The sequence below is a fragment of the Caulobacter sp. ErkDOM-C genome (assembly GCF_048541825.1).
In the GTDB taxonomy this organism is placed as follows: domain Bacteria; phylum Pseudomonadota; class Alphaproteobacteria; order Caulobacterales; family Caulobacteraceae; genus Caulobacter.
The window spans coordinates 1,514,121-1,528,516 of the sequence record NZ_CP183332.1 but is presented as its reverse complement, the minus strand read 5'-3'; the positions used below and the strand labels follow the sequence as shown (position 1 = coordinate 1,528,516).

Below are 14,396 nucleotides of genomic sequence, written 5' to 3'. Positions count from 1 at the left end.
GATCATGCATCCCCTGCTCTCTTCTCGGCCTTCTCGTCGCCGGGCAGGGCATACTTCGCGCCTTCCCAGGGGGAGAGGAAATCGAACGCACGGAACTCGGTAATCTTGACGGGTTCATAGACGACGCGCTTGAGCTCGTCGTCGTAGCGAACTTCAACATAGCCCGTCATCGGGAAGTCCTTCCGCAGCGGATGGCCATGGAAGCCGTAGTCGGTCAAAATCCGGCGCAGGTCCGGATGGCCGTCGAAGAAGATGCCGTACATGTCGAACGCTTCACGTTCGAACCAGTTGGCGACCTCAAACACGGGCGTGATGGTCGGAACCGGCGTGTCTTCGTCGGTCGAAACCTTCAGACGGATACGGTGGTTCTTCACCAGCGACAGCAGGTGATAGACGACGTCGAAACGCGCGGCGCGCTCGGGATAGTCGACGCCAGCCAGATCGATCAGCTGATGAAAGCGGCACGCCGCATCGTCTCGCAGGAAGATCAGCGTATCGCAAACGGTTGCCGCACGGGCGACGATGGTCAGTTCACCGAACGCCACCGAGTGGCCCAGCACGCCCGGGCAACGCGCGACGATGTCCTGTCCGAGAAGTTCGAGAGCTTCGCTCATCGCTCGATGGTCCCCGTGCGACGGATCTTCTTCTGCAACTGCAGCACGCCATAGACCAGGGCCTCGGCGGTCGGCGGGCAGCCCGGGACATAGATGTCCACCGGCACCACCCGGTCGCAGCCGCGAACGACGCTGTAGCTGTAATAGTAGTAGCCGCCGCCATTGGCGCAGCTGCCCATCGAGATCACGTAGCGCGGCTCGGGCATCTGGTCATAAACCTTGCGCAGAGCAGGAGCCATCTTGTTGGTCAGAGTGCCCGCGACGATCATCACGTCGCTCTGACGCGGGCTGGCGCGCGGCGCGAAGCCGTAACGCTCCAGGTCATAACGCGGCATCGAAGCCTGCATCATTTCCACGGCGCAGCAGGCCAGGCCAAACGTCATCCACATCAGAGAGCCTGTGCGGGCCCAGGTGATAAGGTCGTCGGCTGCGGCCGTGATGAAACCTTTGTCGGCCAACTGACCCGAGACGCCGTCAAAGAACGGATCGTGCAACTTGGGATCATAGCCCTGCACCGTCGAGCGGCCAGCGGAGCCGGCCGGAATCAGGGCCGAGCTATTGGCGGGAACGATCACTCCCATTCGAGGGCGCCCTTCTTCCATTCGTAAATGAAGCCGACAGTCAGGACACCCAGGAAGGTCATCATCGACCAGAAGGCAAAGACCGCAGCTTCGTGCGGCAACTTCATCAGGCTGACAGCCCAAGGGAACAGGAACGCCACTTCCAGGTCAAAGATGATGAAGAGGATCGATACCAGGTAGAATCGAACGTCGAACTTCATGCGCGCATCATCGAAGGCGTTGAAGCCACATTCGTAGGCGGACAGCTTTTCCGGGTCCGGCGCCCTGGGCGCGAGCACCGCAGCAGCGGCCAGGAAGGCGACACCGATAACGGTCGCGATCCCTAGAAAAATAACGATCGGCAGATACTGGAGAAGGAAGGCGTTCATGACAGCCCTTGGCTTGAATCGAGCGGGTTGTAGCCCATGCCCGCCGACGCTTCAAACGCCTGCGACACATTGAGAAACGGTCGCAACTGATCCCCGTCCACAGCTTCGACGACATGGCCGTTGACACGAGTCCGCGCCCGACATATCAGACGCGCCTCGCCGAAGGGCGGGTCGCACTTTCGCTTCGGCGAAGGCCTAATGCGGATGTAGCTCAGTTGGTTAGAGCGCCGGCCTGTCACGCCGGAGGTCGCGGGTTCAAGTCCCGTCATTCGCGCCACCTTCCAAAGGTGGTTGTGCTTCCCTCTTAAGACGGCGAATACGGACGACTGTCGCGCCTTGGCGCACGACGCGGATGTAGCTCAGTTGGTTAGAGCGCCGGCCTGTCACGCCGGAGGTCGCGGGTTCAAGTCCCGTCATTCGCGCCACCGTCCGGCGCTTTCCCCCATAATTCAAGTTTTGGATCCAATTGGTCCCCCATTTTGGGTCCCCTGATCGCAAAGGCTTGAGCTTGACGCGATCCGACACGATGTAGGGTCGATGTCCAAAGCTCCCGTTCCCGTGTTTTCCGTTCTCGACCTGGCGCCTGTGCCGATGGGCTCAACCGTTGGCGACGCGCTCCGCAACAGCCTCGACCTGGCCAGGCACACAGAGAAGCTGGGCTTTCACCGCTACTGGCTGGCCGAACATCACAACATGCCGGGAATCGCCAGCGCCGCGACGGCCGTGGCCATCGGCTATGTCGCCTCCGGCACTTCGACGATTCGGGTCGGCTCGGGCGGAGTCATGCTGCCAAACCACGCACCTCTGATGGTCGCGGAGGCGTTCGGCACCCTGGCCGCACTCTATCCTGGTCGCATTGATCTGGGCCTGGGCCGCGCGCCGGGCACCGATCAGGCCACTATGAGAGCCCTGCGTCGTTACATGGGCGCTGTTGATTCGTTCGCACAGGACGTTGTGGAGCTTCAGGCCTGGTTCCAGCCGGCGACGCCGGACCAAGCCGTGCGCGCAGTCCCAGGCGAGGGGCAGGACGTTCCACTCTGGCTGCTGGGCTCCAGCACCTACAGCGCTCAACTGGCGGCCGCCCTGGGCCTTCCCTTCGCCTTTGCCGCCCACTTCGCGCCGGATCAGCTCATGGACGCGGTCACCTTGTACCGTCGTCACTTCAAACCGTCCGCCGCCCTCGCCTCGCCCTACCTCATGGTCTGTATCGGCGTATGTGCGGCTGAGACTGATGAAGAAGCCAGGCGACTGTCATCATCCACGCAGCAACAGTTTCTGGCGCTGCGCCGAGGCCGGCCCGGCCTGTTGCCGCCTCCGGTGGACGACATCACCCAGATCGCCTCGCCGGCGGAGCTCGCAGGCCTTGAGCATACTTTCCGCTATTCGGCCGTCGGCTCGCCCGAAACGGTGCGGAGCAAGATCAAAGCGGTCCTGGACCTGACCGGCGCCGACGAGCTGATGGCAGCCTCGCAGATCCATGATCACGCCGCACGGGTTCGCAGCTACGACATTCTGGCAAGCGTTCGCCCACAGCTAGGTGCGTAGCTCCCCCCTTTCTTTCGCTTACGACAAGGGTAAGGGGGGGCGGACACGCTACAGAGCGGCTTTAGTGTTCCGCCTCGCCAAACACAGCGACGTCCACGTCGCTGGGCACGGCAGGCTTTTCGATCATGCGCGTCATTCAAGCGCTGCGGCGCGCCACTATGTCGTGGGCCGAAACTGCGCCGCTGACGGCGATGACTGGCGTCCGCAAATCCATCAGGATCGCGTCGAATAGGGAGAATAAAGATATGGCCCATGTCCGGGGCCACCGCCGAAAAGGAACGCCTAAAGCGGTCCTCGGCCTCCTTTGGCGCCGCGAGAACGAAGCCTGAGCGTGCAAAGTGGCCTGTGCCACTGCGGCCGGCGTGCTCAACTGCCCAACTGCCCAAGCGAACCTTGGCCCAGAACACCTGCCATCGATCCTACCAAGCGGAACGACCTAGCGCAGAACGATCACGCTTACCTGTGACCGTCTGTTATTCTGCAGCATCAACTTGCTCATCCTGGGTTGGGAAACCCAGTCGTCCGGCTTGAACTCAGGCGTCGGGCTTGGGCGCTCGTCGCACTTCGACGACCCGAACCCGCGAGCCGTCCAGCACCAAGGCCAGTTCGCCACGTTTGATCTTCAGGGCGTCGGCCCCGAAGGCGTCGCGACGCCACCCAGCGAGGGCCGGCGTGTTGGCGTTGTCGTCCGCGGCTATCTTTTCAAGGTCAGAGACCGTGGCGATCAGCTTGGACGCCACACCGGCTTCTTCGGCGCGGGCTTTGAGCAGAACCTTCAGCAGCTCGACGACGGCACCGGCCGAGGCGGGCGGAGGCGGACCGGGCTTTTCCAGCACCGGCGCGTAGCCTTCCGGATCGGCAAGGGCGGCCTTGATGGCCGCCAGCAGGTCAGGACCAAACTTGCTGCCGCCAAAGCCCTTGGGTACGCCACGCAGGGTATTGAGGGCGTCGACCGTGGTCGGGGCCTGGGTGGCCAATTCGTCAATGGCCTCGTCCTTCAGGATCCGGCCGCGAGGCTGATCGCGCTGCTGGGCGGTGCGCTCGCGCCAGGCCGCCACGGCCTGGAACACGGCGAGATACTTCTGCGCTGTCTTGCGGGGACGAAGCCGGCGCCAGGCCTTTTCAGGATCGACGTCATAGAACGCCGGATCGCAGAGGGCCTGCATCTCTTCCTCGACCCACGGCAGGCGGTCAGCGTCGGCCAGCCGCTGACGCAGCATCGGAAACAGCGAGGCCAGATGGGTGACATCAGCCAGGGCGTAGGTCAGCTGGGCTTCCGACAGCGGGCGGCGGGCCCAATCGGTGAACCGGCTGGACTTGTCGAGCTCGATCTTGAGCATCTGTCGGACCAGCGCGTCATAGGCGATCTGCTCGCCAAATCCGGCGGCCATGCCGGCGACCTGGGTGTCGAACAACGGCCGGGGCATGGCGCCCAGGTTGTTGAAGATTTCGACGTCCTGCCGGGCGGCGTGGAACACCTTGAGCACGCGCTCATCACGCATCAGATCCAGCAGCGGCGTCATGTCCAGACCGTCCGCAAGCGGATCGATCACGGCCTCGACATTGGGCGCGCCAATCTGGATCAAGCAGAGCTTGGGCCAATAGGTCGTCTCGCGCATGAACTCGGTGTCCACGGCGACAAAGGGCTGGCCCTGCAACGCATTACAAAACGCCGCCAGTTCGGCGGTAGTGGTTATCGGCTTCATCGGCTGCTAATAGCCTCGCGCACCCCCGAGTCTGCAAGCGTCAAGCATGGTCGGGGCGCCGATTTCCGCGAATTGAAGGCGCGATTGCGTCCTCAACTAGACCAGAGCAAGCCAATGAGCGAACTGCAGAGCGGCCTCACCTACGCCCAGGCGGGCGTCGACATCGATGCCGGCAACGCCCTGGTCGAGGCGATCAAGCCCCTGGCCAAGGCCACCCGGCGCCCCGGAGCGGATGGCGGCCTGGGCGGCTTCGGCGCCCTGTTCGACCTCAAGGCGGCGGGCTATTCGGACCCTCTTCTGGTCTCCACCACCGACGGCGTCGGCACCAAGCTGCGCATCGCCATCGACGCCAAGATGCACGCCACGGTCGGGATCGACCTGGTGGCCATGTGCGTCAACGACCTGCTGGCCCAGGGTGCCGAGCCCCTGTTGTTCCTCGACTATTTCGCCACCGGCAAGCTGGATCTAGAGACCGCCACCAGCGTGGTCGCCGGCATCGCCGAAGGCTGCAAAATGGCTGGCGCGGCCCTGGTGGGCGGCGAAACCGCCGAGATGCCGGGCATGTATAGCGATGGCGAATACGATCTGGCCGGCTTCTCGGTCGGCGCGGTCGAGCGTGACGGCGTGCTGCCCAAGCTGGACAAGCAACGGGCCGGCGACATCATCATCGGCATCGGCTCCTCGGGTCCGCACTCCAACGGCTATTCGCTGGTGCGCCGCGTGGTCGAGCGCTCGGGCCTGGCCTGGGATGCTCCGGCTCCGTTCGCGCCGGGCTTGACCCTGGCCGAGGCCCTGATGGCCCCGACCCGCATCTATGTGAAGTCGATCCTGCCCCTGCTGCAGTCCGGGCGCGTGAAAGGTGGGGCCCACATCACCGGCGGCGGCCTGATCGAGAACCCGCCGCGCTGCATCGCGGCCGGCCTGGTTCCTGAGTTCGACTGGAACGCCTGGCCGCTGCCGCCGGTGTTCGCGTGGCTGCAGGAGGTCGGCGGCATTTCCGACCACGAACTGCGCCGCACCTTCAATTGCGGTGTCGGCTTCATCCTGGTGGTCGCCTCCACGGACGCCGAGCCGGTGCTGGCCGCTCTGCTCAACGCCGGCGAGGACGCCTTCATCTGCGGCCAGCTGGTCGCGGGCTAATGCCGCAGAAGACCAAGGTCGCCGTCCTGATCTCGGGCCGGGGCTCCAACATGGAGGCCCTGGTCAGTGCCGCCCAGGCTGAGGATTGCCCGTTCGAGATCGCCCTGGTGCTGGCCAACCGGCCTGACGCCGGCGGCCTCGTCACCGCTCAGGCGGCCGGGATCGAGGCGTTGTGCGTCGACCAGGTGCCGTTCGGCAGGGACCGCGCGGCGCATGAAGCGGCGATCGACGCGGCCCTGCGTGAGCGCGGCGTCCAACTGATCGCCCTGGCCGGCTATATGCGCATCCTGACGCCCTTCCTGGTCGACGCCTGGGAGGGTCGGATGCTGAACATCCACCCGTCCCTGCTGCCGAAGTTTCCGGGCCTCCACACCCACGCCCGCGCGATCGCTGCAGGCGAGACCGAGGCGGGCTGCACCGTGCATCTGGTGACGGCGGGGGTCGATGAGGGCCCCATGCTCGGCCAGGCCCGCGTGCCGGTGCGGCCGGGCGACGACGAGCACGCCCTGAGCTTGCGGGTGCTTGAGCAGGAACACCGGCTCTATCCAGAGACCCTGGCGGCCTTCTGCCGGGACCTAGGCTAGGCGCCTTTCTTCAACGTGCCGGGCCACGGCCAGAGCCGCGACGACCAGGGCCGCGCCCCACAGGGCCAGGACGCCGAATTTCAGATAGGCCGCCGCGCCCAGCGCCCCGCCCAGGGTCAGCCCCGCCCACAGCAGCACGAACGGCCGCCAAGCCCAGCGGTCGCCTCCGGTCAGGGCCGCCGCGATCCGCTGGCCGGCCTTGACCAGAGCGCCGGTCATGTAGGTTAGGCCCACTCCGACATCGCCATTGCGCTGGAACACGGCGTTCTCGGCCCCCATGGCCAGGACCATGGCCGCGACGCCCGGGCCATCCAGCCCCGCCATGATCAGTCCCGCCGCACAGGCCAGAAGGACGGCCTCCAGCGCCATGACCATGGCCCGCCGATCTTCGCCCGCCCGCCGTGCGACCAGGGCGCCCAGCACGACACCGGCCACGAACAGCGCGATCAGTGCCAGGGCGGTCAGGGCTGCGCCGAAATGGCCGGTGGCCAACCCGACACCGAGACGGGTCGAGTTGCCGCTCATGAACGAGACAAAGAAGCCGCCCAGTTTCAGGAAGCCGATGGCGTCGACATAGCCGGCCACTCCGGAAAGCACGGCTGCCAGAGCCACGTCGCGTCGACCATAGTCCTTCACCGGCGGTCTCCAGAGATGACAAGGACCGGATCGTCACCGATCGGACGGCCCCGTGTCACTCAAAAACGCCCGAATGGCCTGGCGAGACCAATTGTCGCGTCAGAAAGAAATAACCATCCCGGGTCAGGGTCCTGTCACTATTCATCCGCAAACTGTCGCTCATGGAATCGCTGCTGCCCCAACTGACCGAAACGATCGCCCAGAATAGCCACTGGGCTGGGCTCGTCCTGTTCGTGCTGACCCTGCTGGAAGCCCTGCTGCTGGTCGGGCTGCTGATCCCCATCGTCGGGGTCATGGTCATGGCGGGTGCGCTGGTCGCTCAAGGCATCCTGCACCCGGCCGAGGCCATCCTGTGGTGCAGCGCCGGCGCCATAGTCGGCGATGGTTTGTCGTTTCTGCTGGGGCGGGGCCTGGGCGCGCGTCGCCTCGCTCGCGGCCTGCTGGCGGGACATCGGCGCCTGGTGGCCCGCGCCCGCCTTCTATCGCGCCGACATGGCCTGATTGCTATCGGCGCAGCGCGGTTCCTGGGTCCGCTGCGCCCCTTTGTGCCGATCGTGGCGGGCATGTCGCGCTCACGGCCTTGGGCTTTCCAGGCCGCCAGCGCCCTTACGGCGCCCCTTTGGGTGATCTCGATGCTGGCGCCGGGCTATCTCGCCGCCCGCAACCTTCACCTGCTGACGTCCGATCCCGTCGCCGGGGCTGCCTTCGCGGCCGGCGCGGCTGTTCTGGCAATCGCGGGCTACATGGCCTGGAAGCGGTTCGCCCCGGTATCGGCGCGCGCCGCCCGACTAGCCGTCTGAAACGAAAAAGGCCGGAGCTTTCGCCCCGGCCCCTGCCGTCTTCAAAGGCTGGAGAGCCTTTAGCCGACGATTTCGTCTTCGGTGAAGAACTGGGCGATCTCGATCGCGGCGTTCTCCAGGCTGTCCGAGCCGTGGACCGAGTTTTCACCGATCGACAGGGCGAACAGCTTGCGGATGGTGCCTTCGGCGGCATCCTTCGGGTTCGTGGCGCCCATGACGTCGCGGTACTTGGCCACGGCACCTTCGGCTTCCAGAACCTGAACGACCACCGGCTCGGCGATCATCTGGCCCACGAGTTCGCCGTAGAACGGACGCTCGGCGTGGACTTCATAAAACTTCTTGGCTTGGGCTTCCGTCAGCTTGACGCGACGCTGGGCGACGATGCGCAGGCCGGCGGCCTCGATCACCGCATTGATGGCGCCGGTCAGGTTGCGACGCGTGGCGTCCGGCTTGAGGATCGAGAAGGTGCGTTCGGTCACGAAGATATCTCACACATAAAGTTGTGAATTGGGGAGCTGCGGGCTTATAGCCGGGCGCTTCCTCCCCGCCAACCCGCCGCGTAGTCGTCCTTTAAAATGCTCCAGATCAAAGACCTGACCTTCAACGCCTGGGGACGGAAGTTCTTCGACCACGCCAGCGTCAGCCTGCCGCCCGGTGCCAAGGTAGGCCTGATCGGCCGCAACGGCGTGGGCAAGTCCACACTGTTCAAGCTGATCCTGGGCCAACTGCATGCCAGCGACGACGAGATCAACCTGCCCAAGTCCGCGCGCATCGGCTCAGTGGACCAGGAACATCCCGCCACGCCCTTCAGTCTGCTGGACACCGTGCTTGAGGCCGACGAAGAGCGCCACAGCCTCCTGACCCGCCTGGAGGACGCAGATCCCGAGGACATGGGCGAGATCTGGGCCCGGCTGATCGAGATCGACGCCGATGCGGCGCCGGCCAAGGCGTCGGAAATTCTCTCCGGCCTGGGCTTCTCCCAAGAAGACCTGCAACGCCCGATGGCCGAGTTCTCCGGCGGCTGGCGGATGCGCGTCGCCCTGGCGGCCGCCCTGTTCTCCGAACCCGACATGCTGCTGCTGGACGAACCGACCAACTATCTCGACCTGGAAGGCGCCCTGTGGCTTGAGGCGAGGCTCCAGAAGTATCCTCACACCGCCCTGATTGTCAGCCACGACCGCGAACTGCTCAACAACAGCTGCACGCACATGCTGCATCTGGCCGGCGGCAAGCTGGAGCTCTACACGGGCGGCTACGACGACTTCGAAAAGCGCCGTGCCGAGAAGTCCCGCCTGCAGCTGTCCGCCAAGGCCAAGCAGGACGCCGAACGCGCCCACCTGCAATCCTTCGTGGACCGCTTCAAGGCCAAGGCCTCCAAGGCCGCCCAGGCCCAGTCGCGCATGAAGCGCCTGGCCAAGATGGAGCCTGTGGCCACCACTATCGAGGAGCGCGTTGCGCCCTTCACCCTGCCCTCGCCGCCGCGCCCGCTTGCCCCGCCGCTCATTCGCCTGGAACGGGCCAATGTTGGCTACGAGGAAGGTCGCCCGATCCTCAAGAACCTCAACCTGCGCATGGACCTGGACGACCGCATCGGTCTGCTGGGCGTCAACGGCGCCGGCAAGTCGACCTTCGCCAAGATGATTGCCGGTGCGCTGGGCGTGCAGTCCGGCGAGTTCCACCGTGACCGCAAGATCAAGGTCGGCTGGTTCCACCAGCACCAGATCGAGGCGATGGACCCCGACGATACCCCGCTGGAGATCATCCGCCGGGCCATGCCGGACGCGAGCGAATCCTCACGCCGTTCGAAGCTGGCGCAGTTCGGCCTCGGCTTCGACAAGCAGGAGACTACGGTCGCCAACCTTTCGGGCGGTGAGCGCGCTCGCCTCCTGCTCAACATGGTGGCGATGGACGCGCCGCACATGCTGATCCTCGATGAGCCGACCAACCACCTGGACATCGACAGCCGCCGCGCCCTGCTAGACGCCCTGAACGACTATGAGGGCGCGGTGATCCTGATCACCCACGATCGGTCGCTGATGGAACTGGTCGCCGACCGCCTGTGGCTGGCCGCCGACGGCACTGTTAAACCCTTCGACGGCGACATGGACGACTACGCCAAGTTCGTTCTGGACCGCGCCAGGCAATCGGTGAAGCCAACCCAGGTTGCCCGCGAGCCGGCCAAGGCCGAAGCGTCTGCCGCCGCGCCGCGCAAGACGGTTGCGATCGAGCCCCTCAAGCGCAAGATCGAGGCCGCCGAGCAGGTCGTCACCCGCACCACGCGCCAGGTGGCTGAGCTGGAAACCCAGCTGGCCGATCCGCTCCTCTACAAGAACCCGCCCAAGGTGGCGGAGCTGACCAAGCGCCGTGACGCCGCCCAGGCCAAGCTCAAAGAGGCCGAAGCAACGTGGATGGGCCTGGCCGAGGATCTATCGGCGGCCGAGGCCTGAAACTACCGCCAACCGAATAGCCACTGCGGCGCTTGAACCACACCCCGCCCCGCGCTCTTACTGGCGGGGCGCTGGTTTGTGTTCTGGCGCCCATTAACACCCCAGGGAGCGCGCCTTGTCAGAGTCGAGACTAAAGGTCGGCGTTGATGTTCCGTGGGTGACCAGCTGGAGCGAAGAGGAAACACTGGGCGTTCGCCCTTGCCCCAGCATCGATGGAGGGCTGGCGCTGTGCCAGGCCGAACGGCCCGGCCAAGGTCGGCCGCAATATTCGATGAACCACCTGCGTCGCCAGCGCGAGACGGTACGGTACATGCTGTGCCCGATGTGCGGCGCGCCGACCCAGTCCGGCGATCGCTGGACCCAAATCGCCAAGCGCACAGCCGTGGGCGCACTGCGCGCCAAGGGCCTGAACGCTGCATTTTCCCCTGAAACCCGTGACGATCAGATCCTGATCGACGCCGGTTCCATCGCGCCGCTGCACCAAGCCTGTGTGAAACGATCCCTGGAACACTGCCCCCATCTGCGCGCCCATCCCGGCGTCGAGGTCATGGCCTTCCCCGAGCGATGGATCGTCGCGCCGCTGTTGGTGCGGGCCGTGGCGTCGCCCCCACCGCTTGCGATACTGGCAGCGCCGGCAGCCGCCCGGCGCGACATCGCGGCCGTCGCGTTCCTGCAGATTTTCGGCGTCACAGAGCAGCGCGACAAACGATGGAGGCAGCTGCTACGCACCGAGGCAGCACACGTCCAATAGCTCCTTCAGGCAGGCAGAAGGGCCGAGATCGCGCCAACGAGGGAACCAACCGTCATCGGCTTGGACACCGAACCGCTGAACACTGCCCCCGGCGATCCCGACCCGACGTCCGCCGAGAAGGCTATGATCGGCGCGCCGGCGCTGGGTCCCTTCCCGCTGCGGATGCGTTCGGCCGCCTGCGCGCCATCGAGGCGCGGCATACGCAGGTCCATCAGGATGACATCGAACTGCTCAGCCTGGGCGGCCATCACGCCCTCCTCACCATCGACCGCCTCGGAAACCCGGGCGTCGAAGGCTTCCAGCACGGTGCGCACGAGTTCGCGATTGGCGGCGTTGTCATCGACCACCAGCACCCGGCACCCCTTCGGCAAGCTGGGGGCCGGCGCCTGGTCTTCGGTCTCGTCGAGGGCCTGGGTGGGCGCGTGCAGGTCGAAGAAGAACCGCGCACCATCGCCCAACCGGCTCTCGACGCCGATCTGGCCGCCCATGGCCTCGACCAGACCCTTGGAGATCGCCAGACCCAGACCCGTACCGCCATGCTGGCGACGGATCGAGGTGTCGACCTGCGAGAACCGCATGAACAGCAGCTTGAGGTCTTCCTCGGCGATGCCCTGACCGGTGTCGATGACTGCGACGCCGAGGCGTTCAGCTGTCGTGTCATAGGTCAGGTTCAGGGTTACGCCGCCAGTCTCCGTGAATTTGACCGCGTTGCCGATCAGGTTCAGCAGCACCTGCCGCACTCGTTCCGGATCAAGCCAGAGATTGGTCGGCAGGGCCTCGCCCCGCGCGCAGGTCAGGGTCAGCCCCTTGGCAGAGGCCTGCAGGGTGAAGATGGCCAGAACCTCGCGCGCCAGTTCGGCAACATCCACGCCGCGCGGCCGGATCTCCATGTGACCAGCGTCGAGCTTGGAGAAGTCCAGGATGTCGTTGATCGTGGCCAGCAAAGAGCGACCGCCGTCAACGATCCTGGCCACGTGACGACGGGTTTCGGCAGACAGCTCAGGCTGGTCGCCGACCAGATTGGCGAAGCCGATCACTGCTGTCAGGGGCGTTCGAAGCTCGTGGCTCATATTGGCCAGGAACTCGCCTTTGGCGGCGGCGGCGGCTTCAGCCGTGACGCGGGCCTCGCGCAGATCCTGCTCCAGTATCTTGCGCGCGGTGATGTCACGAACCACGTCCGTGATGCCGACCTTCTCGCCACTGACAGGATCGAGGGCCAAGGTCGGACGCGACTCCAGCCAGATCACGGCGCCGTCCTTACGATGGGCCCGGTACTCGACGCGGTCCGACGCGCCTCGGGTCTCACCGCTGACCAAGCCCCGGCTGATGGCGATCACCGCCTCCACATAGTCAGGATGCACGAATTCAATAGGACGCTCCCCGGTCAGTTCTTCGGGCGCGTAGCCCAGAACAGCCAGTACGGAGGGCGAAATGTAGGTCACCCGCCCGTTCAGATCGCTGTGCACGATCACATCAAGGGCGTTTTCGGTCAGCAGCCGATAGCGGGCCTCGCTGCGCGCCGCCGCCTCGCTAGCCTGGGCCATGCGATCCAGGATATAGCGCCTCTGCCGCTGAAAGGCGGCGACGGGCAGGCTGACAAAGATCGATACGGCCAGAAAAGCCTGCAGAATGATCGACTGTTCCACCGGGGAATCTTCGATCAATTGCATGGGGCCGACGCCGGCCATGGTGAACAGCACCGCGATCGTCGCGACCATGGCAGCGCCAAACACAGCGCCCAGAACCTCGAGCCGCGACGCAACCAGCAGCATGACGGGCGGCACCATGAACAGGAGCGGGTAACGCCCCTGCGCGAACACTGCTGTCGTGACAATGAAAAGAGCCAGCAGGGCAAGCAGACCGTCCCGTGTGACGCCACGCTCGGCCAGGTAGGTCCTGGCCCTGACCAGGACCAGGACACACGGCGTCACCGTCAGGATGCCCAGAATATCGCCCAACACCCAGACGGCCATGTTGGCCCAGACATCTCCACCCCGGGTCGCTGTATGGATGAGGGCCGACAGGACGCCGGTGATCAGGGGGGCAGCGAACCCGGCCAGTCCGACGAAGGCGATCATGTGCCTGGGTCTGCCCAGGTCGATCTCTCGCCCCAAAACCCGGCGCGTGGACCAGGCGCACAGCCAGACCTGCAGGATGTTACTGGGCGCCAGCGTGAAGTTGACGAGCAGGGTGTCGCCCGCATGCGCCCCCGCCAGAAGCGCGCCGACGAGCGCGGCGGCCAGCATCCAGGCCCAGCGGCGGGTCTCGACGGCCAGCAGGCAGGCGACGACAAAGCCGTTGGACAGCCAGATCGGCGTTACCTGATTGTAGGCGCGGGGAACCTCGACACCGACATAGGCAAAAAGCGCAAAGCCCAGCCCCGCGATCAGCGAGGCCAGGACTGTGCGCCCTATGTCTTGTCGGTTTAGCCGCACTTGACCTCATTCACCCTGCCGGTGTCGGCGTCGAACAGGATGTTCAGGCGATCGGGCCGGAAGTCCATGGTCACCGGACAGGTGGTGCAAGCCACCCGCCATCGCGTGGGATCCACAGCGGCCGGCAATTCGGTGCGGTTCTTGCCGATAAAGGCCTTGGCTTCGACCATGCCGCACTGGTCCCTGGGCTGCGGCGGCGCGATGGCCACCGGCGGCGGAGCCACGGGCGTTTCGGGCGGCGGAAGCGGCGCCGGCGGCGGCGCGCTGGAGCATGAGGCCACCAGAACGGCGGCGGCAAGCGCGCCCCCCGCCATGATCAGCGTCTTCATGCCTGTTTCTCCCATCCGCGTTCAGCGCCTTGGCGCCAGTACGACACCGGGTGCCCGGCCTTCTTGAAACCCGCCCAGCGGCTCCGCGCCTGGGCCAGCGCCGACTCGTCACGGCCGTCAAACAGTAGAACACAACGCGAGAAGCCGGCCAGGTCGCCGGGTTCAGCGCCATCGAGCAGAAACAACGCATCACCGCTGTTCGGGTTATCCAGCCTGTCGGTCAGCAGCACCGGCTGCCGCTCGGCCATCGGCTCGCCGGCCAAGCCGTGCGGTAGAAAGGTGTCGTCGCGATAGGTCCACAGATGACCGTCCAAGCCTTCCATACGGCCGGCGTCGCTGCCGCGCACCAGCGCTTTCCAGCCCCGCCCCAGGGTCTTTTCCAGCAGTTCTGGCAGCACCTGTTCGGTACTGCTTCGCTCCAGATGGTAAAACCAGACCTCGCAGGGCGTGCCGGACATCG

15 protein-coding genes and 2 tRNA genes are annotated in these 14,396 nt (G+C 65.5%); 8 read left to right on the top strand and 9 right to left on the bottom strand.

All coding sequences use genetic code 11. The annotated features are described in order from the left end of the window. Positions 1–2: 2 nt before the first annotated feature. The 3 genes from ACN2C8_RS07515 to ACN2C8_RS07505 are packed head-to-tail and all read right to left on the bottom strand — an operon-like array spanning position 3 to position 1,563. Positions 3–614, bottom strand: a complete 612-nt coding sequence (locus ACN2C8_RS07515; RefSeq protein WP_419255215.1) for an NADH-quinone oxidoreductase subunit C — start codon at positions 612–614, stop codon at positions 3–5. Next, a complete protein-coding gene (locus ACN2C8_RS07510) occupies positions 611–1,216 on the bottom strand; it encodes a NuoB/complex I 20 kDa subunit family protein (protein ID WP_419255214.1) in 606 nt (201 codons plus the stop codon). The genes ACN2C8_RS07515 and ACN2C8_RS07510 overlap by 4 nt, the downstream gene beginning before the upstream one ends. Then, positions 1,186–1,563 carry an NADH-quinone oxidoreductase subunit A gene (locus tag ACN2C8_RS07505; protein ID WP_419255213.1) on the bottom strand — a complete coding sequence of 126 codons (378 nt, stop codon included), beginning with the start codon at positions 1,561–1,563 and terminating at the stop codon, positions 1,186–1,188. The genes ACN2C8_RS07510 and ACN2C8_RS07505 overlap by 31 nt, the downstream gene beginning before the upstream one ends. 200 nt (positions 1,564–1,763) lie before the next feature. On the opposite strand from ACN2C8_RS07505, the gene ACN2C8_RS07500 reads away from it, so the two are divergent. The 3 genes from ACN2C8_RS07500 to ACN2C8_RS07490 all read left to right on the top strand — a co-directional run bounded on the left by ACN2C8_RS07500 (position 1,764) and on the right by ACN2C8_RS07490 (position 3,108). Next, positions 1,764–1,840: transfer RNA gene (locus ACN2C8_RS07500), tRNA-Asp, on the top strand. A gap of 71 nt (positions 1,841–1,911) precedes the next feature. Further along, a tRNA-Asp gene (locus ACN2C8_RS07495) sits at positions 1,912–1,988 on the top strand. A gap of 112 nt (positions 1,989–2,100) precedes the next feature. Further along, a complete protein-coding gene (locus ACN2C8_RS07490) occupies positions 2,101–3,108 on the top strand; it encodes an LLM class flavin-dependent oxidoreductase (RefSeq protein ID WP_419255212.1) in 1,008 nt (335 codons plus the stop codon). Positions 3,109–3,641: 533 nt separating this feature from the next. Here ACN2C8_RS07490 and rnd read toward each other — a convergent pair. Continuing rightward, the gene (rnd, locus tag ACN2C8_RS07485) at positions 3,642–4,814 is read right to left on the bottom strand and encodes a ribonuclease D (protein ID WP_419255211.1); all 1,173 of its coding nucleotides are present in this window, start codon (positions 4,812–4,814) and stop codon (positions 3,642–3,644) included. Between the two features lie 114 nt (positions 4,815–4,928). Here rnd and purM point away from each other — a divergent pair, with 114 nt between their 5' ends. Continuing rightward, positions 4,929–5,954, top strand: coding sequence for a phosphoribosylformylglycinamidine cyclo-ligase (gene purM / locus ACN2C8_RS07480; RefSeq protein ID WP_419255210.1), 1,026 nt, complete (start codon positions 4,929–4,931; stop codon positions 5,952–5,954). Then, positions 5,954–6,538, top strand: a complete 585-nt coding sequence (purN, locus tag ACN2C8_RS07475; protein WP_419255209.1) for a phosphoribosylglycinamide formyltransferase — start codon at positions 5,954–5,956, stop codon at positions 6,536–6,538. The genes purM and purN overlap by 1 nt, the downstream gene beginning before the upstream one ends. On the opposite strand, the gene ACN2C8_RS07470 is transcribed toward purN, so the two are convergent. Further along, a complete protein-coding gene (locus ACN2C8_RS07470) occupies positions 6,530–7,174 on the bottom strand; it encodes a YoaK family protein (protein ID WP_419255208.1) in 645 nt (214 codons plus the stop codon). The genes purN and ACN2C8_RS07470 overlap by 9 nt on opposite strands. A 161-nt stretch (positions 7,175–7,335) precedes the next feature. Here ACN2C8_RS07470 and ACN2C8_RS07465 point away from each other — a divergent pair, with 161 nt between their 5' ends. Further along, entirely contained in the window at positions 7,336–7,974 is a 639-nt protein-coding gene (locus tag ACN2C8_RS07465) for a DedA family protein (protein WP_419255207.1), read from the top strand. 59 nt (positions 7,975–8,033) lie between these two features. On the opposite strand, the gene ndk is transcribed toward ACN2C8_RS07465, so the two are convergent. Beyond that, a complete protein-coding gene (gene ndk / locus ACN2C8_RS07460; RefSeq protein ID WP_419255206.1) occupies positions 8,034–8,453 on the bottom strand; it encodes a nucleoside-diphosphate kinase in 420 nt (139 codons plus the stop codon). A 96-nt stretch (positions 8,454–8,549) separates the two neighbouring features. On the opposite strand from ndk, the gene ACN2C8_RS07455 reads away from it, so the two are divergent. Both ACN2C8_RS07455 and ACN2C8_RS07450 read left to right on the top strand, forming a co-directional pair. Further along, positions 8,550–10,421 (top strand): ABC-F family ATP-binding cassette domain-containing protein, encoded by a 1,872-nt coding sequence (locus tag ACN2C8_RS07455; protein WP_419255205.1) that lies wholly within the window; start codon positions 8,550–8,552, stop codon positions 10,419–10,421. A gap of 115 nt (positions 10,422–10,536) precedes the next feature. Further along, a complete protein-coding gene (locus ACN2C8_RS07450; protein WP_419255204.1) occupies positions 10,537–11,172 on the top strand; it encodes a hypothetical protein in 636 nt (211 codons plus the stop codon). Positions 11,173–11,177: 5 nt separating this feature from the next. Here the strand turns inward: ACN2C8_RS07450 and ACN2C8_RS07445 are convergent, their stop codons facing one another. From ACN2C8_RS07445 to ACN2C8_RS07435, 3 genes are read right to left on the bottom strand one after another with little or no spacing between them, the layout of a single operon-like run. Further along, complete coding sequence (locus tag ACN2C8_RS07445) at positions 11,178–13,607, bottom strand: MASE1 domain-containing protein (RefSeq protein ID WP_419255203.1); 2,430 nt, start codon at positions 13,605–13,607, stop codon at positions 11,178–11,180. Beyond that, the gene (locus ACN2C8_RS07440) at positions 13,598–13,936 is read right to left on the bottom strand and encodes a peptidase inhibitor I78 (RefSeq protein WP_419255202.1); all 339 of its coding nucleotides are present in this window, start codon (positions 13,934–13,936) and stop codon (positions 13,598–13,600) included. The genes ACN2C8_RS07445 and ACN2C8_RS07440 overlap by 10 nt, the downstream gene beginning before the upstream one ends. Beyond that, positions 13,933–14,394: a DNA polymerase III subunit chi gene (locus ACN2C8_RS07435; RefSeq protein ID WP_419255201.1), complete on the bottom strand. Its 462-nt coding sequence runs from the start codon at positions 14,392–14,394 to the stop codon at positions 13,933–13,935. Before ACN2C8_RS07435 ends, ACN2C8_RS07440 begins: the two co-directional genes overlap by 4 nt. Positions 14,395–14,396 lie beyond the last annotated feature (2 nt).